Below are 25,032 nucleotides of genomic sequence, written 5' to 3'. Positions count from 1 at the left end.
AGGGGCGGGGCCGGCATATTTTGAGCGGCTAAAGCCAGCTACTTGTCGTTATCGGACTTCGCACCAAGCGTCGTCTTCTGCACCTGCATGAGGAACTCCACGTTGCTCTGGGTCTCCCGGATCTTGTTGGTCAGCAGCTCAAGGCTCTGCTGCGTTTCGAGTCCGGAAAGGACGCGGCGCAGCTTCCACATGATCTTGACTTCCTCGGGGGACAGCAGGTTTTCCTCACGGCGCGTGCCGGACGCGTTGACGTCCACGGCCGGGAAGATGCGCTTGTCCGCGAGCTGGCGGGACAGGCGCAGTTCCATGTTGCCGGTGCCCTTGAACTCTTCGAAGATGACCTCGTCCATCTTGGAACCGGTCTCGACGAGCGCGGTTGCCAGGATGGTCAGTGAGCCACCGTTTTCGATGTTGCGGGCTGCCCCGAAGAAGCGCTTCGGCGGGTACAGCGCTGCGGAGTCGACGCCACCGGAGAGGATGCGGCCGGAAGCCGGCGCCGCCAGGTTGTAGGCACGGCCCAGACGGGTCATCGAGTCGAGGAGCACCACAACGTCCATGCCCATTTCCACGAGGCGCTTGGCACGCTCGATGGAGAGTTCGGCCACGGTGGTGTGGTCGTCGGCCGGACGGTCGAAGGTGGAGGCAATGACCTCACCCTTGACGGTGCGCTGCATGTCCGTGACTTCTTCGGGGCGTTCGTCAACGAGCACCATCATGAGGTGGACCTCAGGATTGTTGGTGGTGATGGCGTTGGCGATGGACTGCAGGATGAGCGTCTTGCCGGCCTTCGGCGGCGAAACGATCAGGCCGCGCTGGCCCTTGCCGATCGGGGCAACCAGGTCGATGACGCGGGGTCCGATCTTCTTCGGGTCCGTCTCGAGTCGCAGGCGCTCGGAGGGGTACAGCGGGACGAGCTTCGCGAATTCGACGCGGTCCTTGAGTTCCTCGGGGGTCTTGCCGTTGACCGAGGTGACGCGGACCAGGGCATTGAACTTCTGACGCGTCGTCTGCTGCTGGCTCCCCTGCGGGGCCTCGCCTTCACGCGGTGCGCGGATGGCACCGACGACGGCGTCGCCCTTGCGCAGGTTGTACTTCTTGACCTGGGCGAGGGACACGTAGACATCGTTCGGGCCCGGCAGGTAGCCGGAGGTGCGGATGAACGCGTAGTTTTCCAGCACGTCCAGGATGCCGGCAACGGGCACCAGAACGTCGTCCTCGGTGACCTCGACGTCGTCGACGTCCGGTCCCTGGACACGGCCCCGACGGCGGTCGTTGCGGTCGCGGAAGCGGTCGTTGCGTGACGTGTTGTCGCGGCTGTCCTGCCCGCCGGAGCGCTCGGGCCGGTCATTGCGGTCGTTGCGGTCACGCCGGTTCCGGCGGTTCCGGCGACTGCCGCCGTCGCTGTCGTCTCCGTCGCGGGTGTCGCGGTTGGCAGTGTTGTCGCGGGTGTCGCGGTTGGCAGTGTTGTCGCGGGTGTCGCGGCTGCCGGCAGCGTCGTCGCGGCCGCCGCGGGTGCGGGTGCCCTCACGGCGCTGGCCATCTTCGCTGCCCTGCTCTGCCTGGCGCTGTTCCAAACGCTGTTCGGTGCGCTGTTCGTTGCGCTGTTCCGAACGCTGTTCGGTGCGCTGTTCGTTGCGCTGTTCAGCCTGACGGTGCTCGGCCGGAGCCTCGACAGCGGTTGCGGCCGGGGCTGCGGACTGCGCTGTGTTGTGCCCTGCGCCCTGTCCTCCGGACTGCTCTGCGGCATCGCTGCGGCGGCGGTTGCGGGTGCGCGGCTGGCGGGTGCGGTCACTGCCTTCCGCCGAGGAGGCGGCGGAGCCGTTCTCGGCAGAGCCTGCCTCGGCGGAAGCGGCGGGGGCCTCCAAGGCCGGAGCGGCTGCGGGGACCTCGGCGGCGGGAGTCGTGATCACGCCGTCGCTGCCGGCGCGGCGGCTGCGGCCACGTCCGCGGGCACGCGGGTTTTCCTGGGCCGGGGCCTCGGAGTCGGCGGCAGGCGCGGCGGCCGGAGCCGAGGCCTGGGCGACGGTGCCGTTGTCGGTCGCCTTGTCAGCCGCGCGGGCCGGAGCCTTGCTCACCGGAGTACCGGCGCGGTGGGCGGAAATGGCCGACACGAGGTCGCCCTTCCGCATCCGCGAACCGCCGGAAATCCCCAGCTGGCTGGCAAGAGCCTGGAGCTGGGCGAGCTTAAGGCCGGCGAGGCCGCTGCTCTTGGCGGGTGCGGCCGTAGACGATCCGGCAGCAGAAGATGATGTTTCCACAGCTGAAGACAGCTCAGTGGTTTCGGTCACGAAGGATCCTTCCCCCTCGACGGCGTCCAGACTAGGAGCTGGACGCGATGATTTTTTTCTGGGCTGCAGTTCAGATCTGCAGCCGGGATTTCGGCCTTGCCGGATGGATATTGGCCAGCACGGCCGGATATAACAACACCGGCCGTATTCCGGAAGATATGGAACGGCGGGCTGACGTTTTCAGGCGGTGCAGAGATTGTTTCTGCGGATTCCTGCGTCAGACCAAAAGCAGGTGGCACCGGAAAATATTGCGCAGTGAAAGATGAGAGAGGCAACTAGGCCAACATCGCGGTCTTTTGAACAGTAACTGAATTACTGCCTGCGTGATTACCGCCGGTGCACTTCCACTTTAGCACCTTCGACGTCCACAGCCAGCTTCATCACACGCCAGCCCACGTCCGGCGTGTTGCCGGACGTGAAAGCGCCGATGAACCCGACGGCGGCCTCGGCCTGGGCCTCCCCGTTGGCGAGGACCAGCACGGTGGGTCCGGCGCCGGAGACGACGGCGGCAAAGCCCGCCCGCCGCAGGGATGCGATCAGGTCCGCGCTGGGGCGCATGGCCGCGGCTCGGTAGCTCTGGTGCAGGTAGTCTTCGGTGCCGGCCAGCAGGAACTCCGGCTTCTGCGTCAGGGCGTGGATCAGCAGGGCCGCGCGACCGGAGTTCATGGCGGCGGCGTGGTGGCCCACCGAGGCAGGCAGCAGCGCCCGTGCGGCTTCCGTGGAGAGTTCGAAGTCCGGCACGGCAACCACCGGAATCACCGCGGAGGCGACCGCCGCGCAGGTGCTGCTGTATCGGTCACTGTCCTGCCACGACAACGCCAGCCCGCCGAAAATAGCGGGTGCGACGTTGTCCGGGTGCCCTTCCATCTCACTGGTGAGCTGCAGGACCCAGTCCTTGTCTCGGCGCGCCGGCTCCGGGACCAGGGCATTGGCGGCGGTGACCGCGGCGACGACGGCACAGGCCGAGGAGCCGAGGCCGCGGCCATGCGGGTTGATGTTGTCGGCCGTGATCCGCAGGCCGTCGTGCCGGAAGCCGAGGCGGTGCAGGGCCTCCGTGATGGCCCTGACCACCAAGTGGCTGGCATCGCGGGGCAGGGATTCGGCCCCCTCGCCGCTGAGCTCGAATTCCAGCTCGCCGCTGTCCAGGGTTTCCACCGTCAGCGTGTCGAACAGCGTCAGCGCCAGGCCGAGGCTGTCATACCCCGGGCCCAGGTTCGCGCTCGTCGCCGGCACGCGGACCGTCACGAGCTGCCCGGCCGGAACCGCCGGCGTGTCGGCGGCGGACTCGGCCGGGATGGTGAGGGTCGTTTCCACAGCTACTTTTCTTCCAGGCCCAGGGCCGTGGCCACGGTGACCACGTCGTTCGAGACCTTTTCGGGCTGCACTTCGCTGCCGTCCTCGGTGCGGAGCGCCCATTGCGGGTCCTTCAGGCCGTGGCCGGTGACCGTGATGACGATGGTCTTGCCCGCCGGCACTTCGCCGGCGGCATGCTTCTTGATCAGGCCCGCGACGCCGGCAGCGGAGCCCGGCTCGACGAAGACGCCCTCACGGGCGGACAGCCAGCGGTGGGCGGACAGGATTTCCGCATCCGTCACCGCTTCGATCACGCCGCCGGACTCGTCCCGCGCGGCGATGGCGGAATCCCACGACGCGGGGTTCCCGATCCGGATGGCGGTCGCGATCGTGTCCGGTTCCGTGATCGGGTGGCCGGCGACGAACGGTGCGGCGCCGGCGGCCTGGAAGCCCCACATGACCGGGGTCCGGGTGGAGACTGCGGCCAGCGTTCCGGCGGTGGCGGACTCGAACGGTGCGCAGTATTCCTTATATCCCTTCCAGTACGCGGTGATGTTGCCGGCATTGCCCACCGGGAGGACGTGGAAGTCCGGTGCGTCACCGAGCCAGTCGACCACCTCGAAGGCACCGGTCTTCTGGCCCTCGATCCGGGCGGGGTTGACCGAGTTGACCAGAAAGACCGGGTAGGACTCCCCCAGCTTGCGGGCAATGTCGAGGCAGTCGTCGAAGTTGCCGTCGACCTGCAGCAGGGTTGCGCCGTGCGCGATCGCCTGGCTCAGCTTTCCCATCGAGATCTTGCCCTCGGGCACCAGCACGACGCATTTGAGCCCGGCCGCGGTGGCATACGCGGCGGCCGAGGCGGAGGTGTTGCCGGTGGAGGCGCAGACGACCGCCTTGGCCCCGGCGGCGACCGCCGCGGTCATGGCCATGGTCATGCCGCGGTCCTTGAACGAACCGGTCGGGTTCATCCCCTCAACCTTGAGGTAGACCTCGCTGCCGGTGAGGGCGGAAAGCTGCTGCGCGTAAACCAGCGGGGTGCCGCCCTCCCCGAGGGTGATGACCTTGGTCGCTTCGGTGACCGGCAGTCGTTCGGCGTATTCGCGGATAACGCCGCGCCATTGGTGAGCCACTTAGACTCCTTCTACCCGCAGTACGGATGTAACTGAATTGATGACGTCCAGGCCCTTGACGGCCTCGACGGTGGCTGCCAGTGCTGCCTCGCTTGCGCGGTGGGTCACGATCCGCAGTTCCGCCGATTGGATATTCGAATCAGCATCGCGGTGGATGGTCTGCCGCATGATTTCAATGGAAACGCCGTGCTCGGCGAAGAGCCGGGCGATCTTGGCCAGCACACCGGGCTGGTCCGCGACGTCGAGTCCGATGTAGTAGCTGGTGACCGCGGCGGTGATGGGAAGCGCAGACACCTGGCCCGTCGTGGTCTCGGCACGGCCGGGACCGCCCAGGACGATGCTGCGGGCAGCGGAGATGAGGTCGCCCATCACGGCAGAGGCGGTCGGCTTGCCACCGGCGCCCTGGCCGTAGAACATCAGCTCGCCGGCGTTTTCGGCCTCGATGAAGACGGCGTTGAACGCTCCGCGCACTGCTGCCAGCGGGTGTTCGCGCGGCAGCAGGGTCGGGTGCACGCGGACGGACACGCCCGAGTTCCCGTCGGCGCCTGTTTCCGTGCCTGTTTTTTTGCCTGTTTTTGTGCCTGTTTCCGTGCCTTCGGCCGCCAGCTTCTCGGCGATCGCCAGCAGCTTGATGACAAAGCCGGCGTCCTTCGCCGCGGCGATGTCGGCGGACGTGACGGAACTGATGCCCTCGCAGTACACGTCATCCAGGGAGAACCGCGTGTGGAAGGACAGCGAGGCCAGGATCGCGGCCTTCGAGGCGGCGTCGTGTCCCTCGACGTCGGCGGTGGGGTCGGCTTCCGCATAGCCCAGCCGCTGGGCCTCGGCCAGGGCGTCGGCGAACTGCGCCCCGGTGGAATCCATCTGGTCCAGGATGAAGTTGGTGGTGCCGTTGACAATGCCGAGCACGCGGGTGATCCGGTCGCCGGAGAGGCTGTCCCGGATGGGCCGCAGGATGGGGATGGCGCCGGCAACGGCGGCCTCGTAGGACAGCTGCACACCGGCCTTGTCCGCTTCCTCGTGGAGGGTGGGGCCGTCCTTGGCAACGAGCGCCTTGTTGCCGGTGACCACGCAGGCGCCGTTGCGCATGGCGGTCAGGATCAGGGTCCGGGCAGGTTCGATCCCTCCCATCAGCTCGATCACCAGGTCGGCGTCCTTGACCAGGGTCTCGGCGTCGGTGGTGAACAGCCCGCGGGGCAGTTCAACATCCCGGGGGGCCTCGAGGTTGCGGACGGCGATGCCGGCCAGCTCCAGGCGGGCGCCGGCGCGGGAGGCCAGCATCTCGGCGTCGTCAAGGAGAATCCGCGCGACCTGGGCCCCGACGTTGCCACAGCCCAGCAGGGCTACTTTCAGGGTTCGCAATTCGGTCATTCAGACTCCCATGTCGCGGTTGAGCAGATCTTCTTCGGTTTCCCCGCGGACGATGAGCCGGGCAGATCCGTCGCGCACAGCGACAACGCCCGGCCGGGCCAGATAGTTGTAGTTGCTTGACAGGGCCCAGCAGTAGGCGCCGGTACCCGGTACAGCGAGCAGATCACCGGCTGCCACGTCCTCGGGCAGATATACATCTCTAACAACTATGTCGCCGCTCTCGCAATGTTTGCCCACTACGCGGGACAGTTGCGGGGCCGCTTCCGAGGTCCGGGACGCCAGAATTGCCGAGTAATCCGCGTCGTAGAGCACCGGGCGCGGGTTGTCGCTCATGCCGCCGTCCACCGACACATACCGGCGCGGGTACGTAACGCTTTCGCCGGGTGCGCCGGCGTCGCCCGGGGCCGGCGCATCGACCCGCACGGTCTTCAGCGTGCCCACCTCGTAGAGCGTGAAGGTGGTGCTGCCGACGATCGCGCGTCCCGGTTCGATTGAAATCCGCGGGGAGGAAATCCCCAGTTCGGCGCATTTGGTCCGGACGACGGCGGCCATTGCCTGGGCGATCTCGGCTGCCGGGCGCGGGGTGTCCACGGGCGTGTAGGCGATGCCGTAGCCGCCGCCGAGATCCAGTTCGGGGAGCACGATCGAGTACTTGGTCTGCATCGCGGCAAGGAAATCCAGCAGCTTTTCGGCGGCGAGGGCGAAGCCGTCCGGCTCGAAGATCTGCGAGCCGATGTGGCAGTGGAGGCCCAGCAGCTCGATGCCGGGGTAGCCCGACGCCGCGGCCACGGCTTCCTCGGCCGCGGACAGCCCGGCCTGGTCCGTGGAGTCACCGGCCATCGAGAGGCCGAACTTCTGGTCCTCGTGGGCTGTGGCGATGAATTCGTGGGTGTGGGCGTGCACGCCCGGGGTCAGCCGCAGCATGACCTTCGCGGTTTCACCGCGGGCGTCGGCGATCTTGGCGACGCGCTCGAGCTCGGCGAGGCTGTCCACCACAATCCGCCCCAGTTTCAGGTCCAGCGCGCGGTGGATCTCGCCGTCGGACTTGTTGTTGCCGTGCAGCGCGACGTCGGGTCCGGGGATTCCGGCGCGGGCCGCGACGGCGAGTTCCCCGCCGGAGGCCGTGTCCAGCCGCAGCCCCTCTTCCTCCACCCAGCGGACCACCGCGGTGCACAGGAAGGATTTGCCGGCGTAGTAGACGTCCACTCCCCCGCAGATGTCGGCGAAGGCGTCGTTGAAGGCGTCGGAAAAGGCCCGGGCCCGGGCCCGGAAGTCGTTCTCGCTCATCACAAACAGGGGTGTACCGAACTGGCGCTGGAGCTCGCTGACGGTGATCCCGTCGATGGCGAGTTCGCCGGCCTTGTTCCGGGCCACCCCGCCGGCCCACAGCCCTTCGTGCAGGGCATTGAGGTCAGCTGGGACCTGCAGCCATTCCGGCGCGAGCGGGGAGGCTGCGCCGGTGGTGGACGGGTTCGTGGTCATGGCAGTTACATCCGTTCCGGCGCCGAGACGCCCAGCAGTTCCAGGCCGTTGGCCAGCACCTGGCTCGTGGCGTCGTTGAGCCACAGCCGGGTGCGGTTGAGGTCGGTGATCGGCTCGTCGCCCAGCGGCGCCACCCGGCAGGCGTCGTACCAGCGGTGGTAGGCGCCGGCGATGACCTCGAGGTGGCGGGCCACGCGGTGCGGCTCGCGCAGTTCGGCGGCCTTGGCCACGATCGAGGGGTAGCTGCCGAGATAGGAGAGCAGCTCGTTTTCCGTCGCGTGCTCGAGGAGCGAGGCCTCGAAGCAGTCTTTGCCGTCCACACGGCGCTCCACCCCGGCGGCAACGGCGTTGCGCGCCGTCCCGCGGGACCGGGCGTGCGCGTACTGGACGTAGAACACCGGGTTCTCGTTGCTGTGCTTCTTCAGCAGTTCCGGGTCCAGGGTCAGCGGCGAATCGGCCGGGAAGCGGGCCAGAGAGTAGCGGACCGCGTCCTTGCCCAGCCAGGAGATGAGGTCCTTGAGCTCGATGATGTTTCCGGCACGCTTGGAAAGCTTGGCGCCGTTGACAGAGACCAGCTGGCCGATCAGGACCTCGATGTTGACCTCGGGGTCGTCACCGGCGGCGGCCGCAATGGCCTTGAGCCGGTTGATGTAGCCGTGGTGGTCCGCGCCCAGCAGGTAGATCTTCTCGGTGTACCCGCGGTCCTTTTTGGACAGGTAGTAGGCGGCGTCGGCGGCGAAGTACGTCGGCTCGCCGTTCGCGCGGATCATCACGCGGTCCTTGTCGTCACCGAAGTCCGTGGTGCGCAGCCAGACCGCACCGCCGTCGTCGTACACGTGGCCCTGTTCCCGGAGCCGCGCGACGGCGTCCTCGATCGCGCCGCCGTCGTGGAGTTCCTGTTCGGAGAAGTAGACATCGAAGGCGACGCCGAACTCGGCCAGGGTGCGCTTGATCTCGTGCAGCTGGGCCTTGTAGGCCGCGCCGCGGATCACTGGCAGTGCCGCGACGTCGGTCAGCTCGCGGATGTCCGGGTGTTGGGCCAGCACCTCGTGGCCAAGGTCCGCGATGTACTCGCCGGGGTAGCCGCCCTCCGGGACCCCGCGGCCGTGCAGCCGGGACAGGACCGAGTGGGCAAAGACATTCATCTGCGACCCGGCGTCGTTGATGTAGTACTCGGCCGTGACGTCGGCGCCGGAGGCCCGGAGGACGCGGGCTATCGCGTCGCCCAGGGCCGCCCAGCGGGTGTGGCCGATGTGCAGCGGCCCGGTGGGGTTGGCGGAGACGAATTCCATGTTGACCGTGTGGCCCGCGAGCGCGGTGTTGGTGCCGTAGCCCGGGCCGGCCTCGACGATGGCCTTGGCCAGGGCGCCGGAGGCGGCGGCGTCGACAGTGATGTTCAGGAACCCCGGACCGGCAATGTCGACTGCGGAGACGCCGTCGATGGACTTCAGCCGGGCGCTCAGGACCGAGGCGAACTCCCGGGGGTTGGTGCCTGCAGTTTTGGCCAGCTGCAGGGCGATGTTGGTGGCCCAGTCGCCGTGGTCGCGGTTCTTCGGACGCTCAACGCGCACCTCACCCGGGACATCGGATGCGGAGAGGGCGATTTCACCGGCGGCGACGGCGTCCTTCAGGCAGGCGGATATGGCGAGGGAGAGTTCTTCTGGGGTCACGGTTCCAGCCTACCGGTGGCCTGCAGTGTGGCGGAATTGAGGCTGGCTCACAGGGTGAACCACTACGCTGATTCATACGTTGTCATGGGAGTATCCACTGCGGGTCTCCGCGTGCGGGTTACAGCTGTCCGTCATTCCCCTGATCGTCGCTAGAGAAACGAGTCGCTGAATGAACACCTCTTTCCGAAAAAGCGTTTTCGTAGGCATCGCCGGACTTTCCCTGGTCGGCACCGCCGCCGGTTGCGCGCCCGGGCAGGCCACCGGCACCCAGGCCACCGGCGCCGCGCCCTCAGCCGTTGCGGGCAGCGCCACCTACAAGGACGGCATCTACAGCGCGGACGGCAACTACGTCTCGCCGAACGGCACCGAGACGGTGGGCGTGAAGCTCACACTCACCGGCGGGGCCGTGACCGATGTCCAGATCACCCAGCATCCGTCGAACCCCAACACCAGGAAGTTCCAGGGCGAGTTCGCCGGCGGCATCCACTCCCAGATCGTGGGCAAGAAGCTCGAGGAAATCAAGGTCTCCAAAGTGGCCGGCTCATCGCTGACCAGCGGCGGCTTTAGCCAGGCCGTGGAAAAGATCAAGTCAGAGGCAAAGTAGCAGGAGGAAACGTGCCGCATCCCGGCTGGGCGGATTTCAGTTTCGACGGGATCGGTACCCGCTGGGACATCTCGACACCCTCCCCGCTGTCCGGCGCGCTCCGCCGCCGGCTGCTGGCTGCGGTCGCGGACTACGACGCCGCGTGGTCCCGTTTCCGGCCGGACTCCGTGATTGCGGGCGCCGCGCGGCAGCCGGGCCGGTACACCCTGCCAGCCGGTGCCGCCGAGCTGGGGCCGCTCTACGCAGCGCTGTACCGGCTGAGCGGCGGGGCCATGACGCCGCTGATCGGCGGCAGCCTCGAACAGCTCGGCTATGACGCCGGCTACTCCCTCCGCCCGGGCGGACCTCCGCTGCCCGCCCCGCCCTGGGCCGGGGTGCTCGACTGGCAGGGCACGGTGCTGACGACCCGGGCCCCGGTGGTGATCGACGTCGGGGCGGCCGGTAAGGGGCAGCTGGCGGATCTGCTGTCCGCCGAACTGCGCCGCGCCGGCATCAGCGAACACTTCATCGACGCGAGCGGTGACCTGGTCAACGCGGGAACCATACCGGTGGAGGTGGGCCTGGAGCATCCATATGATCCGGACCGGGCCATCGGCATCGTCTGTCTCGGGGCGGGGGCGCTCTGCGCCTCCGCGGCCAACCGGCGCGCCTGGGGCGACGGGCTGCACCACGTGCTGGACGGCACCACCGGGGCGCCGGTGCGCACCGTCGTCGCGAGCTGGGCGATGGCAGCGAGCGCCATGGTGGCCGACGCGCTGGCAACCGCGCTGTTCTTCGTCGAGGGATCCCGCCTGCGGGAGGAATTCGATTGTTCCTGGCTGACCGTCCACTCGGACGGCCACGCAGAGTACTCGGCCGATTTCGAAGGGGTGTTGTTTACATGACCGCCACCGTCTCCACGCCCTTCGGGTCGCGGCTGGACGCTGCCCTGGGCCGGTTCACGATGTACCGGCTGGTCCTCTGGGTCCTGGCCGTGCTCGCCGGCTACAGCCTGCTGCTCGATGTGCTCGGCTGGCTGACGTTCGGGCTCCCGGAGATGATCGCCCACCTGGCGCTCTGCCTCGGCCTGACGTATGCCTCAAACCGGGTGATCGCGGCCGTGTTCCACGTCCGGCCGCACTCCGAGTCGTCCCTGATCACGGGCCTGCTGCTGTACTTTCTCTTCTGGCCCACTCAGTTTTCGACGGGGCTCCAGTACCTGGACGTGGCCGGTGTCGCCCTCGCCTGTGCGCTCGCCTCGGCGTCCAAGTACGCCCTGGCCTGGCGCGGCCGCCACATTTTCAATCCGGCGGCGGCCGGCGCGTTCATCACCGGGCTGACCGGACTCAATATCGCCACCTGGTGGGCCGCCACACCCGCGATGCTCTGGCTGGTGCTGCCTGGTGTCCTGCTGGTGCTCGTCCGGGTCCGGAAGCTGCTGATGGCGTCCGTGTTCACTGTGGTGGCGGTGTCGATCGTGTCCGTGGAACTGCTGCGCGCCGGCATGGGAGCGGGCGAGGCTCTGTGGCAGTCCATCGCCCAGCGCCCGGTCCTGTTCTTCGTCGGCTTTATGCTGACCGAGCCGCTCACCCTGCCGCCGCGCCGCCGGCAGCAGCTGGCGCTGGCCGCCGTCGTCGGACTGCTGTTCGCCATTCCCTACAATTTGGGCTTCGTGGCCAATTCCCCCGAACTGGCGCTGCTCGCGGGGAACGCTCTCGCCTTCGCCGCCGGCCAGCGCGGCCGCATTCTGCTCCACTTCCGGGGCTCACGCCCGCTGACCCCGACGACGACGGAGTTCAGCTTCCAGCCCGAGCGGCCGCTGCGCTTCACGCCGGGACAGTACATCGAACTGAACCTGCCGGAGGGAAAGGCGGACCACAAGGGCCGGCGGCGGGTGTTCAGCCTGACCAGTGCCCCGGACTCCCCGGAACTGACCATCGGCGTGGGAACGGCCGAACCGCGGTCCGCGGCGAAGCGGTCGCTCCTGGCCCTGGCGCCCGGCGACGAGCTGACGGCCACCACCGTGGGCGGCGACTTTGTCCTGCCGCGGAGCCCGGAGGCGCCCGTGCTGCTGATAGCGGCCGGTATCGGCATCACCCCGTACCTGGCCCAACTGTCCGGGGGTTCCGCCGGGGATCGGGACGTGGTCCTGCTGTACCTGGCCAGGACGGCCGCCGAGCTCGCCTACGCCGGGGAACTCGGACGCACCGGGGCCCGGGTCATCGCCCGGCTTGCCGACGGTTCCGCGCCGCCGGCGTTCATGCAGGATGCCGGCGCCGTCCGGATCGACGGCGCCACCCTGAAGGACCTCGTCCCCGACATCGCGGGCCGGGTTGTTTACGTCTCGGGCTCCCCCGCGAGTGTCCGTTCCCTCCGTGCCGCCGCCCGCCGGGCCGGGGCGCGGCGGATCCATGTGGACTCCTTCGCGGGCTACTGAGCGACCGATTTTCCCTTCGAGCCCACCTTCCTGCTAAGCTCTAGGACGTCCCGCTGGTAACGGCAGGAACCCTGACTGCCCTCGTAGCTCAGGGGATAGAGCGTCTGCCTCCGGAGCAGAAGGTCGTTGGTTCGATTCCAATCGAGGGCACAGAAAAAACCCCGCCACTTCATGGAAGTGGCGGGGTTTTCGCTTGTCCGCCTGACAGTGCTCCCCAGCCCGAACGAGCACGTGTAAAATGCGATCGTCTGCTGGTGGCAGGCACCGGATGTGGCGGGTCTGTCCGTCGACGACCATAGGGGTCAGCATGCACGACCGCGCCTTGAGATTTGGTCTGATCGTCGCCGCAATAGCCGTGCTGTTCAGCGCCCTCGCCGCGGTGGGAACTGTCCCGGCACAGGCGGAACCGGACCCGGCCCGGGCCCCGGCCAGCATCAGCGGCACAGTGACCGTACCGGCCGGCGTAGATGCCGGGTTGGTGGAGGTGTGGGCTGTGGCCGGTGAAGTCTATGACCTTGAATTATCCACAATGCTCAAGCCGGACGGGTCATACGAGCTCTCCGGGCTTCCGCCAGCTAGCTATCGGCTGCAATTCACCGGAAGGAGCGGCGCCCTCGACCAGTGGTACAACAATGCCCCTCACGGTTCGGCAGCAGAAGTCGTCACGGTGACTGACAGCCAGCAGCTCACCGGGATCAACGCCACCCTCGTCAAGGGCGGCACCATCAGTGGAACCCTGGCCGCACCCTCGTGGGTAACTCTGACCGATACCAAGGTTTACGACAATGGTGTCTCTGGCGGCTGGCCGGTGGCCGCCGACGGCACCTACAAAATTGTGGGTCTCCGCGCCGGGTCCCACCTGCTGTGGTTTTCCGGCGACGGCCACGCCATGGCCCGGTACTACGACAACGCGCCCACCGCCGAAACAGCCACTGCCATCGCCGTGACGGACGGACAGGATGTCACTGGCGTCAACTCGACCCTGAGGAAGGGCGCCAGCATCAGCGGGACGGTCACCGCTCCGGCCGGGGTAACACTCACTGACACCCGCGTTGAGGTCACCGTTCCGGGCGAGAGGGGCTGGACCGGACACACCACGGTCGCCGCCGACGGCAGCTACCACATCATTGGGCTGGCTCCCGGTGAGTACAACGTGAACTTCAGCGTCAGCGGAGCCCTGGGGCAGTGGTACAGCTCCGCAACGTCCTGGCGCACCGCAAAAGCCATCAGCGTCGCAGAGGGACAGGACGTAACCGGCATAGACGCGGCGCTGGTCAAAGCGGCCAGCATCAGCGGCACCGTCACGGTCCCGCCCGGAGTGGAGGCGGGCAAGGTGATAATCTCCGCCTACGCAACAGGGAACCCGTCCGCGTCCGTCGGTTCGACATACCTGAAGGCCGACGGCAGCTACTCGCTCAATTACCTGCCTGCCGGATCCTACAAAATTGAGTTCGCCACCGTGTACTTCACTGAATTCCAGGACCCGGACAGCGGCGCCTTGGTCCAGTGGTACAAAAACGCGGATTCCTTTGACGACGCTACTCCCATCGTGCTGGGCACCGGCGAGGACCTGACGGGAGTTAATGCCACCCTCGTTAAGGGTGCGTCCATCAGCGGAAGTGTGAAAGACCCCGACGCCATCGGTGAGCACAAGACCACCGTAAGCCTCTTCGCCTCCGGCACCCCGGGAGTGGCTCTCGAGACTGCCGTCATTAATCCAAGCGACCCGCCATACGTGTTCAAAGGGTTGCGCGCAGGCTCATACGTTGTGGGATTCTCCGACGAAAAGAAACGGTCGACGAGATTGATGCGGGTTGCCCCGGCCGCCGCACCGTTGCGGGTCCCGCCACCCCGGCCGAATGACCTCAACGATGCTGGCCCTGACGTCACGCCCGCGGTTACCGGAGCCCGAGAGCCCAGCGGCGCCGAACCCACCGGCGCCGCTGAGCCCAGCGGCGCCGGTACAGCGGAAGTGATCGAACGGGACAGTGGCGCTGTGGCCGGGTCCAACCCGGACGCCAGGACCGGCGAACCGCCGAACCGCCCATACCTGCCAGCCAGCTGGTATGCGCTGGCTCCGATCCGTGTCGCTGCGGCTGTTGTCCACCGACGGCTCCAGCGGTCCCCTCGAGCGCGCTGACCGCGCCCGGGAAGGATCCACTGGATTCTGGGGGTTCTTTCGTGTTGGCTGACAGAACGCAAGGTCGAAGGCCGCGCTGCGGCCCTACGAGTGGGGGCATCGGGTGGACGTTGGCGCGGCCCTGCTGTTACCGTTCCGGTGGCTGGTGTCGGCCATCCTTGTGGGACTCCATGACAGCCTCGGAGCCCTCGGCATGCCCGCCGCCAGCGGCTGGACGTGGACCCTGTCCATCATCGGTCTGGTGCTGTTCGTCCGCGCCGCCCTGCTTCCCGTATCCCTGCGGCAGATCAGGGCCCAGCGCCGCATGCGGCTCCTGCAGCCGGAGCTGAAAAAACTGGAGCAGAAGTACAAGGGCAAAACGGATCCGCTCTCCCGCCAGGCCATGGTGCAGGAGCAGATGGGCCTTTACAAGATGCACGGCACCAACCCGTTCTCGGCGTGCCTTCCGCCGCTGATCCAGATGCCGTTCTTCTTTGCCCTCTTCACGGTGCTGTCCGGCATTCCGTCGGCGGCCACCAGCGGCAGAGGCATCGGCGCCATGAGCCACGGGCAGGTGGTGCAGTTCGGCGAGTCGAGCATCTTTGGCGCCCCGCTGTCCGCGTCCCTGCTGCACGGCACGCCTGGGGGCGGCAACGTGGTGGCGGTGTGGATCCTCTCGATCGTGATGATCCTGGCCATGACGGCGGCGCAGGTCATCACGCAAAAACACATCATGGCCAGGACGGTGACCGCCGAGTCGATGGCGGAGCCGTTCCTGCGGCAACAGAAAGCGGTGCTCTACGCCCTGCCGATCGTTTTCGGCATTGGTGGCATCATTTTCCCCATCGGTGTCCTGATCTACTGGACCACCACGAATTTGTGGACCGTGGTCCAGCAGATCGTCCTTGACCCGCGCTCCCCTTGAGAAGCCCGGCCGGAGAATCCGGCCGGGTCAGCCCCGGGCCTCCACGATGTCCCTGAGCTTCTCCAGCGCAAGCGGCCACGCCTCGTCGAACATGGCAACGAACTCGTCCTCGCTGTCGAGCTCCACGTCCACTGTCGTCACCCCACCGGCCGCGCTGAAGGCGTACTTCTCATGGGCGCCCATAAAAGCTTTTGCGGCCTCGCTGATGGTGTCGTCCTCGCCATTGACGATCTGCCCGATGTAGCGCAGGGAAATGAGCTCGTTCGGCCGGTTTTCCTCGACCGTGGCGATCATCCCCGCCAGCGAGCCGTCGCCGTCGGGCCCGAGAAAACGGATTTCGCTGCCCTGGCTCCAGTCCCCCACATAGTAGGAATCACTGTTGAACACGCTGGTCCACTCCCGGTACGTGGCACCGTTCAGCATCGTGGTCCACACGTCCTGCAAGGGGGCGTTGATCGCCACCGAATACCTTAACTTTTCCATGCGTGATTTTACGTCCGGGTGCGAACTGCGGAACAGGCCGGGTGCGGAACGGGCCGGGTGCGGAACAGGCCGGGTGCGGAATGCGGAACAGGGCGCGCCCCCCTGCCAATTGTCGGTGCCCGCTCGTAGGCTGTCTGCATCGGCAGCGGGGTTCCGGCGGCCGGGTGGCTGGACTGGGTGCCGGCTGCCGCACCACCACGGGATCCCGCCGAAGCACAAAGGGGTCTCACATGCACTGTTCCATCATTCCTCCGTACATGCTTCGCCGCCTGGCGGCCCAGCGCGAACCCGAGCTCTCCGCCGCCGCCCGTGCGGCAAAGGAAGCCCTGCACCACGTCCCGAGCTTCCAGGCGTCCCGCGCCGCGCCCGGGCCTGGCAGCCATCCGCGACTGCGGGAACCCCAGCCGGCCCCGCCGGAACGGACGGTCTACGACGCCAAATCCGCGGAGCAGCTCCCCGGCATTGTGGTCCGCAAAGAGGGGGAACCTCCCACCGGCGATCCCGCCGCCGACGAGGCCTATGACGGGCTGGGGCACACCCACCGCCTCTACGCCGAAGCCTTCGGCCGGAACTCGATCGACGGCAACGGCCTCCACCTCGAGGCCACGGTCCACTACGGACGCCTGTACGACAACGCGTTCTGGGACGGCCAGCAAATGGTGTTCGGCGACGGCGACGGCCAAGTGTTCCAGCGGTTCACGAAGTCCTTGAGCGTGATCGGCCACGAACTCGCTCACGGCGTCACCCAGTACTCGGCGGGGCTGGTCTACCGCAACCAGGCCGGCGCGCTGAACGAATCGATGTCCGATGTCTTCGGGGCGCTCGTTGAGCAGCATGTCCGGCAGCAGTCGACGGCGGAGGCCAGTTGGCTGATCGGCGAGGGCCTCTTCACGGAAAAGGTCCAGGGGACCGCTTTGCGTTCCCTGAAGGCCCCGGGGTCCGCGTACGACGACGACGTGCTCGGCAAGGACCCGCAGCCGGACTCCATGGACGGCTACGTGCACACAAGCGCTGACAACGGCGGCGTGCACATCAACTCCGGGATCCCCAACCGGGCGTTCTGCCTGGTGGCCACGGCGCTGGGCGGCAACGCCTGGGACGCGCCGGGCCGGATCTGGTACGAGACCCTGACGGGCGGCACCCTCGCCCCGACCGCCACGTTCGGGGCGTTCGCCAAGGCCACTGCCGCCTCCGCCAGAGACCTGTTCGGGGCGGATTCCACAGAGCATGACGCCGTGCGATCCGCGTGGGAAACTGTGAAGGTAAAGTTCCCTGGAGCCAGACGATAACTAGCTCATGGCGCTCCGAAACCATGAACGTTGCCGTCTCCCGACGATCCGAGACCGATGAAAATCACCGTCCAGCGCAGTGGCGGCGTGGCCGGCATGAAGCGGACGTGGACCGTGCAGCCCACACCGCCGGAGGATACGGACCTCTGGCAGCCCCTCATTGAGGCCTGCCCGTGGGACGCCGTCCCCAAGCCCGGCCGGGGTGCCGCCGCCGGCCAGCCGGACCGGTTCCTGTACAACATCCAGGCCGGGCAGCACCGCGCCACCCTGCCCGAACAGGCCGTCACCGGCCCCTGGCGGGACCTCGTCGAGACGGCAAAAGCGGCGGCCGGGCCCCCGCCGTCGGACGGGCTGCCGGTACCCCGGCGCTGACGCCCCCGGACTGACCGCCGCGATCCGCGCGCTGACGCCCCCGGACCGGCAGCGCCGCTATCTGGCCGCGGCCAGTGAGAGTATCTAGACTGCCGCGGCCAGATGTCCGCGGAAGGTTCGGCGGTACGACTGCGGGCTGGTGTCCAGCACCTTGGCGAAGTGGTGCCGCAACAGCACCGAGTGGCCGAAGCCGGATTCGCGGGCGATTTCGTCGATGTTCAGGTCCGTGGTCTCAAGCAGTTCCTGGGCCCGCAGCACCCGCTGTGAGTTGAGCCAGGCCGCCGGGGTCGCACCCGTCTCGGAGCGGAAGCGCCGGGCGAAGGTCCGGGGCGACATGTGGACACGCGCGGCGAGCTCGTTGACCGAATGGTCCTCCCCCAGATGCCGCACCATCCACTGCAGCAGTTCCTCCATGGGCTCGGAGCCGCAGGCCGGGATCGGCCGGTCGATGAACTGGGCCTGGCCGCCGTCGCGGTGCGGCGGAACCACCATGTCCCTGGCGATGGCCGCCGCCACGTTCGCCCCGAACTCCATCCGGACCAGGTGCAGGCAGGCGTCGATGCCCGCGGCCGTGCCCGCGCTGGTAATAATCCGGCCGTCCTCGACGTACAGGACGTTCTCATCCACCCGCGCCGCGGGGTAGCGGCTGGCGAGCTCTTGGGAATAGTGCCAGTGCGTCGTGCAGCGGCGGCCGTCCAGCAGCCCGGCCCGGGCCAGGGCGAAGGCTCCCGAACAGATGGACATGACCCAGGCCCCGCGGGCGTTCGCGGCCCGCAGTGTGTCAAGGACGGATTCCGGGAGGTCCTCGTCCCGGCCGTAGGGGGTCATGATGACCAGGTCCGCGTCCGCTGCGGCGTCGAGCCCGAGACCCACGTGCAGTGACAGCCCGGATTTCATCGGGACCTCGCCCGGGACGGGGGTGCAGACCCGGAAGTCGAAGGCCGGCACGCCGGTCCCCCGGTCCGAACGGTCCACACCAAAGACCTCAAACGCGGTCCCGAACTCAAAGATCGAGAAGTTGGGAACCACGATCATCGCCACTGATTTGATCATGAATCCATTCTGGCAGAACAGTGGCAGAAATTATAGCTTTTTGGGCATTTCTGCCACTTCTTTTGCCTCCGCCGCCGGAGAACCATGGAGGTATGGAACTCATCGGAATCGCCCTTATTGTCCTCATCGTCGTCGGCCTCGCCGCCACCGTCGCAGCCCTCCGCAAGGACGGACTCGGCCACAACCCGCCGGTCCGCTCGGAAGACTACTGGACCGCGCTGGACCTGCCCAGCACCAACTACACCTTCCGGATCTTCTGAGCCCCGGCCGAGACCCGATCACGCCGCATCCCTCCAGCGTCCCGTCCACTACCCGTCCCCACCGCTGCCCGGCCCCGACAGGGGCCGAGCACTTCTTTGTCCCGGAACCGCCGCGCGGACAGTTCCCAGTAGACTGTGTGCAGCCATGACACTGCATATCTCCTACCCCGCCGAGCTGCCGGTCTCCGAGCGCCGCGAGGACCTGATGGCCGCCATTGCGGCCAACCAGGTGACCATCATCGCCGGCGAGACCGGTTCCGGTAAGACGACCCAGATTCCGAAGATGTGCCTGGAGCTTGGCCTGGGCGAGAATGGGCTGATCGGCCACACGCAGCCGCGCCGGCTGGCCGCCCGCACGGTCGCGGAGCGCATCGCGGAGGAACTCGGCGTCGAGATCGGCCAGGAAGTAGGCTTCCAGGTCCGCTTCACCGGGGAGGTGGGCCGCAACACGAAGGTCAAGCTCATGACCGACGGCATCCTGCTGGCCGAGATCCGGCGCGACAAGCTGCTGCGCAGGTACAACGCCATCATCATCGACGAGGCGCACGAGCGCAGCCTGAACATCGACTTTATCCTCGGGTACCTCAAGCGGATCCTGCCGCAGCGGCCGGACCTGAAGATCATCATCACCTCGGCCACCATCGATCCGCAGCGCTTCGCCAAGCACTTCGGCAGCGAGGTTGAGCCCTCGCCGATCATCGAGGTCTCCGGGCGCACCTACCCGGTCGAAATCCGCTACCGGCCGCTGTCCCAGCCGGCCGGCGGGGCCGCCGGTGGCAGCACCGACGACGCTGCAATTGCTGCCTCCGACGACGAACTGGAAGAGGACCGCGATCCGCTGGACGCCGTTTGCGATGCCGTCGACGAACTCGCGCAGGAGGCGCCCGGCGACATCCTGATTTTCTTCTCCGGCGAACGCGAAATCCGCGACGCCGCCGAGGCCCTCAACGGCAGGATCCAGTCCAACCGGAAGCTGGCCGGCACCGAGGTGCTCCCGCTCTTCGCGCGGCTGAGCCTGCAGGAACAGCACAAGGTCTTCCACCCCGGCAGCAAGCGCAGGATCGTGCTGGCCACCAACGTCGCCGAGACCTCCCTGACGGTCCCCGGCATCAAATATGTCATTGACACCGGCACCGCCCGCATCTCGCGGTATTCGCACCGCACCAAGGTCCAGCGCCTGCCGATCGAGCGGGTCTCGCAGGCGTCGGCCAACCAGCGCTCCGGCCGCTGCGGCCGCGTCTCCGACGGCATCGCCATCCGGTTGTACTCCGAGGACGACTTCGAGTCCCGGCCGCCGTTCACCGACCCCGAAATCCTGCGCACCAACCTCGCCGCCGTCATCCTCCAGATGACCGCGATGGGCGTCGCCCGCGGGCCCAAGGATGTCGAGAACTTCCCGTTTGTGGAGCCGCCGGACTCCCGGGCCATCAACGACGGCGTCACCCTCCTGCGCGAGCTGGGCGCCTTGAGCGCCGCGCGTCCGCAGGAGGAGACAGGCGACGGCGACGGACGCCCCGGCCGGCGGTCGGCTACCGGCGGCCCTGCCGGAAGAAACGGCGGCGGGCTGACCGCCGTCGGGCAGCAGCTTGCCCAGGTTCCCGTGGACCCCAGGCTCGGCCGGATGATCGTCGAGTCCGGCAAGCGTGGCTGCGTCCGCGAGGTCATGATCCTCGCCGCAGCGCTCACCATCCAGGACCCGCGCGAGCGTCCAACCGACAAGCAGCAGCTTGCCGCGGAGAAACACGCGCGCTTCCGGGACGAAAACTCGGACTTCACAGGCTTCCTGAACCTCTGGAACTACATCCAGGAGAAGCAGCAGGAGCTCTCCTCCACGGCCTTCCGCCGGCTCTGCCGTGCCGAGTTCATCAACTACCTGCGCGTGCGCGAATGGCAGGACCTGTTCGCCCAGCTTCGCCAGCTGGCCCGGCCGCTCGGCATCAGCCTGGACAACAACCGACTGGCCGATCCGGTGGGCAACCATGAAGGCATCCACATCAGCCTGCTCTCGGGCCTGCTGAGCCACGTGGGCATCCTCGATGAGCGAAAGCGGGAGTACGCCGGCGCCCGCGGCAGCCGCTTCGCGATCTTCCCGGGCTCTGCGCTGTTCAAGAAGTCCCCCACGTTTGTTATGGCCGCGGAGCTCGTGGAGACGAGCCGTCTGTGGGCCCGGGTGGCGGCGAAATTCGATCCGCTCTGGGTCGAACAGGTAGCGCCGGAACTGGTCAAGCGCAGCTACAGCGAACCGCACTGGTCCAAGAAGATGGGCTCGGTGATGGCCCATGAGAAGGTCACCCTGTACGGCGTGCCTATCATCCCGAGCCGCCGGATCAACTACGGCAAGGTGGATCCGGAGCTGTGCCGGGAGATGTTCATCCGGCACGCCCTGGTCGAGGGCGACTGGCAGACCCACCACAAGTTCTTCCACCGCAACCGGGCGCTCCTCCTCGAGGTCGAGGAGCTTGAGGCGCGGATGCGGCGCCGGGACATCCTGGTGGACGACGAGACACTCTTTGAGTTCTACGACGCCCGGATCGGCAGGGACGTCGTATCCGAGCGCCACTTCGACAAGTGGTGGAAGGATGCGCGGCAGCAGGACCCTGCGCTGCTCGACTTCGACCAGGCGCTGCTGATCAGCGAGGACGCCGATGCCCTGGATGACACGGCGTACCCGAAGACCCTGCTGCACAAGGGCTTTGAGCTGCCGCTGAGCTATGAGTTCCACCCCGTGGCGCCCGGCTCGCCGCCCAACCCGTCCGACGGCGTCACCGCCGAGGTGCCGGTGCTGTTCCTGAACCAGCTCGACGACGCGGCGTTCCGCTGGCTGATCCCAGGCCAGCGGGTGGAGCTGGTCACGGCCCTGATCAAGTCGCTGCCCAAGCAGGTGCGTAAGAACTTCGTGCCGGCCCCTGACGTCGCCCGGCAGGCCGTCGCGGCCCTCGAGGCGGACTTCGATCCGGCCACCGACGACCTGGAGGCCTCCCTGGAGCTCGTCCTGCGCCGGCTCCGCGGCCAGGTCATCCCGCCGAAGTCGTGGAACTGGGACGCCATTCCGGCCCACCTGCGGGTCAGTTTCCGTGTCGTGGATTCGCAGGGCAAGATCCTCGACGAGGGCAAGGACCTTGGCGCGCTGCAGGAACGGCTGGCACCGGCCACCCGCCGGGCGATCGCCGAGTCGCTGGGCGCCACACCCGCGACGACGGCCCCCGCCTCGATCGGCACGTCCAACGGGAGGTCCAGCGGCAAGGCCGCCGGCACGGCGGCATCCCGGGCCGCCGGAGCGGCGCCGGGGACTGCGGCTTCCGCTGTGGCGGCGGCCGCGGCCGGTTTCGCCGAGCAGGCTGGCTTGACTTCCTGGTCCTTCGGCACACTGCAGCGCCAGGTCCAGGGCACGGTGAAGGGCCATACGGTTACCGGCTACCCCGCGCTAGTGGATGAGGGCCAGTCCGTGGCCCTGCGGCTCTTCCAGACGCGTTCCGAGCAGGACCAAGCCATGCGCGGCGGCGTCATCCGCCTGCTGGCCCTGAGGGTGCCGCCGCCGGACCGCTACGTCCTGGAACACCTGAACAACACCGAGAAGCTCACCTTCAGCCAGAACCCGCACGGTTCCGTCACGGCGCTGATTGCCGACTGCGCCCTCGCCGCGATCGACAAGCTCACCCCGGCCGAACTGCCGTGGGACGAGGCGTCCTTCAATGCGCTCTACGAGAAGGTCCGCGCCGAGCTGATCGACACCGTCTTCACCGTCACCGCGGTCGTGGAGCGCATCCTGGCCAGCACCCGGAGGATCGAGAAGGCACTGCAGGGCACCACAAGCCTGGCCCTGATCAGCGCCCTCAACGACATCAAGAGCCAGCTGGAGCAGCTCGTATTCCCCGGTTTTGTGGCACGCACGGGCTACAACCAGCTCAGCCAGCTGCCGCGCTACCTCGCCGCGATCGAGAAGCGACTTGAGAAACTCCCCACCAACGTCCAGCGGGACGCCCAGCACATGGCCGCGGTCCAGGCCCTGGAGGACGATTACGACGACGCCGTGTCGGCGCTGCTCCCGGGCCGGCGGGCCGGAGCCGAGTTAACCCAGGTCCGCTGGATGATCGAGGAGCTCAGGGTGAGCCTCTTCGCCGTAGAACTCGGGACCGTCTATTCCGTCTCCGAGAAGCGGATCCGCACTGTGCTCAACAAGGCGCTGGCGCCGGCCTGACGCCCGGTGAGGGACAGCAGACCCGCGCCAGCGGGTGGTCAGTACGGCGCCGGGCTAAGACTCCGGGACGTGGGCCTCGTGTCCGGCTTTCCGGAGCCCGTCGCGGATCTTCTCCGCGTTGGCGTCCAGCTGCCCGGGATCGGGGTGCTGGTCCGCCGAGCCGAAGTCGAAGTCCGCCATGGTGTTGGACGGCCACACGTGGACGTGCAGGTGGTTGATCTCGTAGCCGGCCACAATGAGTCCGGCGCGCGCGGCGTCAAACACCTCGACCTGGACGGCGCCGATCTTCTGGGCCACCTGCATCACCCGGGCCAGCAACTCGGGGGACGCATCGGTCCAGCGGTCCACTTCCTCGGTCGGCACCACGAGCGTGTGGCCGTCGGCGAGGGGGCCGGTGGTCAGGAACGCCACGACGTCGTCCTCGCGCCAGACGAAGCGGCCGGGGATCTCGCCCTTGATGATCCTGGTGAAGAGAGTGCTCATGCGTCTGCCCTTTCCGAGGGTGTTCCGAGGGTACTGGTGTCCAAGACAAAACGGTACTTCACTTCTCCTGCCACCATGCGGTCGTAGGCCTCGTTGAGCTGGTCGGCACGGACCACCTCAACATCGGAGGTGACGCCGTGCTCGGCGCAGAAGTCCAGCATCTCCTGGGTCTCGGCAATGCCGCCGATCAGCGACCCGGCGTACGCGACCCGGCGCCGGATCAGCGCACCGGGGTTCACCGGGGGCATGTCCTCCGAGGGCAGGCCGAGCTGGAACAGGGCCCCGTCAACGCGCAGGGTGCGGAAGTACGGGTTGAGGTCGTGGGGCGCTGCGACGGTGTCAATGATGACGTCGATGCTCCGGTTCGCGGCGTCCATCGCTGCCTCGTCGCGGGACAGGATGACCTCGTCCGCGCCGAGTTCGCGGGCTGCGGCGATTTTGGACTCGGAGGTCGTGAAGACCTTCACTTCGGCGCCCATGGCCTTGGCCAGCTTCACGGCCATGTGGCCCAGGCCGCCCAGGCCTACGACGCCGACGACGTCCCCCTCCTCGACGTCGAAGTGGCGCAGCGGGGAGTAGGTGGTGACGCCGGCGCAGAGCAGCGGCGCGGCCGCGGCAGGGTCGAGGCTCTCCGGGACGTGCAGCACGTAGCGTCGGTCCACCACGACAGAGGTGGCGTAGCCGCCCTGTGTGATCGAGTCCGCGTTGCGGCGGTCCTTTGAGCCGTAGGTTCCGGTCATGCCGTTTTCGCAGTACTGCTCCAGGCCGTCGAGGCAGCTGTCGCACTCACGGCAGGAATCGACCAGGCAGCCGACGCCGACCAGCTCGCCGGGCGTGAAGTCGTCGACGGCGGCCCCGACACGGCTGACCCTGCCCACGATTTCGTGGCCGGGAACCAGCGGGTAGTTCTGGTGTCCCCATTCACCCCGGGTGGCGTGGACGTCCGAGTGGCAGAGTCCGCAGAATTCGACGGCGATCTCAATGTCGTCTTCTTTCGGCGCGCGGCGGGCCACCGTTAGGGGGACCAGGCCGCTGTCGCTGGCTGTCGCACCGTAGGCCGCGGCAAGGCGCGGGCCGTCAGTGGCTTCGGCCGGCGCGACGAGATCGGGCAGCGGCTTGGCGAGGGGCGGTGGTACAGGGCGTCCAGGAGTCATGACTCGACGCTACCCCCGGGTGGCGGGACTTACCCAATCAGCGCGGGCAGCTTGTTGGGGCCAATCAGGGCGAGGGACTTGTTGAGGCGCCGGGTCCTGTGTGCTGATCCGCTGCCCCCATCGTTGCGGCGCCCGCCGCCTGACAATCAGCGGAACAAGAGGAGCAACGCGGGGTCATTTCCGGCCCATCCGACGGCGGACAACGGGCGCAGCGTGACCCCGTGACCCCGCGTTGTTGTGGCGGGCAGCCTTGCCTCCTTTGGCCCGCGTCCCGGCGGTGCCAATCGGGCGTGCAATTCGCGGAAATGCCTACAGCGGATCAGCCGTCCTCATATTGTCCGAGGTGCCCGATAGTGTGTTTCCATGGACGGCAATCAGGGGCCCGACCAGGCCCAGCCAAAACAGGCCCAGCCAAAACAGGCCCAGCCAAAACAGGCCCAGC

18 protein-coding genes, 1 tRNA gene and 1 pseudogene are annotated in these 25,032 nt (G+C 67.6%); 10 read left to right on the top strand and 10 right to left on the bottom strand.

The annotated features are described in order from the left end of the window. Window positions 1-38 precede the first annotated feature (38 nt). The 6 genes from rho to argS all read right to left on the bottom strand — a co-directional run bounded on the left by rho (window position 39) and on the right by argS (window position 9,234). Window positions 39-2,288 (bottom strand): transcription termination factor Rho, encoded by a 2,250-nt coding sequence (gene rho, locus QK291_RS12730; protein WP_282382399.1) that lies wholly within the window; start codon window positions 2,286-2,288, stop codon window positions 39-41. Window positions 2,289-2,615: 327 nt separating this feature from the next. Next, window positions 2,616-3,602 (bottom strand): homoserine kinase, encoded by a 987-nt coding sequence (gene thrB, locus QK291_RS12725; RefSeq protein WP_282382397.1) that lies wholly within the window; start codon window positions 3,600-3,602, stop codon window positions 2,616-2,618. Window positions 3,603-3,604: 2 nt separating this feature from the next. After that, entirely contained in the window at window positions 3,605-4,711 is a 1,107-nt protein-coding gene (gene thrC / locus QK291_RS12720) for a threonine synthase (RefSeq protein ID WP_282382395.1), read from the bottom strand. Further along, the gene (locus QK291_RS12715; RefSeq protein WP_282382393.1) at window positions 4,712-6,082 is read right to left on the bottom strand and encodes a homoserine dehydrogenase; all 1,371 of its coding nucleotides are present in this window, start codon (window positions 6,080-6,082) and stop codon (window positions 4,712-4,714) included. Then, window positions 6,083-7,564, bottom strand: coding sequence for a diaminopimelate decarboxylase (gene lysA, locus QK291_RS12710; RefSeq protein WP_282382391.1), 1,482 nt, complete (start codon window positions 7,562-7,564; stop codon window positions 6,083-6,085). A gap of 5 nt (window positions 7,565-7,569) precedes the next feature. Continuing rightward, window positions 7,570-9,234: an arginine--tRNA ligase gene (argS, locus tag QK291_RS12705; protein WP_282382389.1), complete on the bottom strand. Its 1,665-nt coding sequence runs from the start codon at window positions 9,232-9,234 to the stop codon at window positions 7,570-7,572. 169 nt (window positions 9,235-9,403) lie between these two features. On the opposite strand from argS, the gene QK291_RS12700 reads away from it, so the two are divergent. From QK291_RS12700 to yidC, 6 genes and pseudogenes are all read left to right on the top strand, one after another. After that, window positions 9,404-9,838, top strand: a complete 435-nt coding sequence (locus QK291_RS12700) for a hypothetical protein (RefSeq protein WP_282382387.1) — start codon at window positions 9,404-9,406, stop codon at window positions 9,836-9,838. 11 nt (window positions 9,839-9,849) lie between these two features. Continuing rightward, window positions 9,850-10,722 carry an FAD:protein FMN transferase gene (locus QK291_RS12695; protein ID WP_282382386.1) on the top strand — a complete coding sequence of 291 codons (873 nt, stop codon included), beginning with the start codon at window positions 9,850-9,852 and terminating at the stop codon, window positions 10,720-10,722. After that, entirely contained in the window at window positions 10,719-12,254 is a 1,536-nt protein-coding gene (locus tag QK291_RS12690; RefSeq protein WP_282382384.1) for an FAD-dependent oxidoreductase, read from the top strand. The genes QK291_RS12695 and QK291_RS12690 overlap by 4 nt, the downstream gene beginning before the upstream one ends. 77 nt (window positions 12,255-12,331) lie before the next feature. Further along, window positions 12,332-12,404, top strand: a tRNA-Arg gene (locus QK291_RS12685). A gap of 172 nt (window positions 12,405-12,576) precedes the next feature. Beyond that, window positions 12,577-14,394 carry a carboxypeptidase-like regulatory domain-containing protein gene (locus QK291_RS12680; protein ID WP_282382381.1) on the top strand — a complete coding sequence of 606 codons (1,818 nt, stop codon included), beginning with the start codon at window positions 12,577-12,579 and terminating at the stop codon, window positions 14,392-14,394. 103 nt (window positions 14,395-14,497) lie between these two features. Further along, window positions 14,498-15,271: pseudogene (yidC, locus tag QK291_RS12675) on the top strand (membrane protein insertase YidC); the annotation flags it as partial. A gap of 54 nt (window positions 15,272-15,325) precedes the next feature. On the opposite strand, the gene QK291_RS12670 reads toward yidC, so the two are convergent. Further along, window positions 15,326-15,781 (bottom strand): SRPBCC domain-containing protein, encoded by a 456-nt coding sequence (locus tag QK291_RS12670; RefSeq protein ID WP_282382379.1) that lies wholly within the window; start codon window positions 15,779-15,781, stop codon window positions 15,326-15,328. A gap of 230 nt (window positions 15,782-16,011) precedes the next feature. On the opposite strand from QK291_RS12670, the gene QK291_RS12665 reads away from it, so the two are divergent. Further along, window positions 16,012-17,070: a M4 family metallopeptidase gene (locus QK291_RS12665; RefSeq protein ID WP_282382377.1), complete on the top strand. Its 1,059-nt coding sequence runs from the start codon at window positions 16,012-16,014 to the stop codon at window positions 17,068-17,070. A gap of 57 nt (window positions 17,071-17,127) precedes the next feature. Further along, window positions 17,128-17,442 (top strand): protealysin inhibitor emfourin, encoded by a 315-nt coding sequence (locus QK291_RS12660; RefSeq protein ID WP_282382375.1) that lies wholly within the window; start codon window positions 17,128-17,130, stop codon window positions 17,440-17,442. An 84-nt stretch (window positions 17,443-17,526) separates the two neighbouring features. On the opposite strand, the gene QK291_RS12655 is transcribed toward QK291_RS12660, so the two are convergent. After that, entirely contained in the window at window positions 17,527-18,495 is a 969-nt protein-coding gene (locus QK291_RS12655; protein WP_282382373.1) for a helix-turn-helix domain-containing protein, read from the bottom strand. A gap of 92 nt (window positions 18,496-18,587) precedes the next feature. Between QK291_RS12655 and QK291_RS12650 the strand changes: the two genes are divergently transcribed. Next, entirely contained in the window at window positions 18,588-18,755 is a 168-nt protein-coding gene (locus tag QK291_RS12650) for a hypothetical protein (protein ID WP_282382371.1), read from the top strand. 145 nt (window positions 18,756-18,900) lie between these two features. Continuing rightward, a complete protein-coding gene (gene hrpA, locus QK291_RS12645; RefSeq protein WP_282382369.1) occupies window positions 18,901-22,953 on the top strand; it encodes an ATP-dependent RNA helicase HrpA in 4,053 nt (1,350 codons plus the stop codon). A gap of 54 nt (window positions 22,954-23,007) precedes the next feature. Here the strand turns inward: hrpA and QK291_RS12640 are convergent, their stop codons facing one another. Further along, entirely contained in the window at window positions 23,008-23,436 is a 429-nt protein-coding gene (locus QK291_RS12640) for an HIT family protein (RefSeq protein WP_282382367.1), read from the bottom strand. Then, on the bottom strand, window positions 23,433-24,590 hold the full coding sequence (locus tag QK291_RS12635; RefSeq protein ID WP_282382365.1) for an NAD(P)-dependent alcohol dehydrogenase: 1,158 nt from the start codon (window positions 24,588-24,590) through the stop codon (window positions 23,433-23,435). Before QK291_RS12635 ends, QK291_RS12640 begins: the two co-directional genes overlap by 4 nt. Window positions 24,591-25,032 lie beyond the last annotated feature (442 nt).

The sequence above is a fragment of the Arthrobacter sp. AL12 genome (genome assembly GCF_029960645.1).
Lineage (GTDB): Bacteria > Actinomycetota > Actinomycetes > Actinomycetales > Micrococcaceae > Arthrobacter.
Note: the sequence above shows the minus strand (reverse complement) of the source record. Positions and strands in the feature narration are given on the sequence as shown.

Excerpts from the sequence above, each read along its gene's own strand:
- QK291_RS12655 (WP_282382373.1), bottom strand. The coding sequence starts at position 18,495 with ATGATCAAATCAGTGGCGATGATCGTGGTTCCCAACTTCTCGATCTTT.
- QK291_RS12660 (WP_282382375.1), top strand. The coding sequence starts at position 17,128 with ATGAAAATCACCGTCCAGCGCAGTGGCGGCGTGGCCGGCATGAAGCGG.
- QK291_RS12640 (WP_282382367.1), bottom strand. The coding sequence starts at position 23,436 with ATGAGCACTCTCTTCACCAGGATCATCAAGGGCGAGATCCCCGGCCGC.
- QK291_RS12665 (WP_282382377.1), top strand. The coding sequence starts at position 16,012 with ATGCACTGTTCCATCATTCCTCCGTACATGCTTCGCCGCCTGGCGGCC.
- QK291_RS12670 (WP_282382379.1), bottom strand. The coding sequence starts at position 15,781 with ATGGAAAAGTTAAGGTATTCGGTGGCGATCAACGCCCCCTTGCAGGAC.
- QK291_RS12715 (WP_282382393.1), bottom strand. The coding sequence starts at position 6,082 with ATGACCGAATTGCGAACCCTGAAAGTAGCCCTGCTGGGCTGTGGCAAC.
- QK291_RS12650 (WP_282382371.1), top strand. The coding sequence starts at position 18,588 with ATGGAACTCATCGGAATCGCCCTTATTGTCCTCATCGTCGTCGGCCTC.
- lysA (WP_282382391.1), bottom strand. The coding sequence starts at position 7,564 with ATGACCACGAACCCGTCCACCACCGGCGCAGCCTCCCCGCTCGCGCCG.
- QK291_RS12700 (WP_282382387.1), top strand. The coding sequence starts at position 9,404 with ATGAACACCTCTTTCCGAAAAAGCGTTTTCGTAGGCATCGCCGGACTT.
- QK291_RS12690 (WP_282382384.1), top strand. The coding sequence starts at position 10,719 with ATGACCGCCACCGTCTCCACGCCCTTCGGGTCGCGGCTGGACGCTGCC.
- hrpA (WP_282382369.1), top strand. The coding sequence starts at position 18,901 with ATGACACTGCATATCTCCTACCCCGCCGAGCTGCCGGTCTCCGAGCGC.
- QK291_RS12635 (WP_282382365.1), bottom strand. The coding sequence starts at position 24,590 with ATGACTCCTGGACGCCCTGTACCACCGCCCCTCGCCAAGCCGCTGCCC.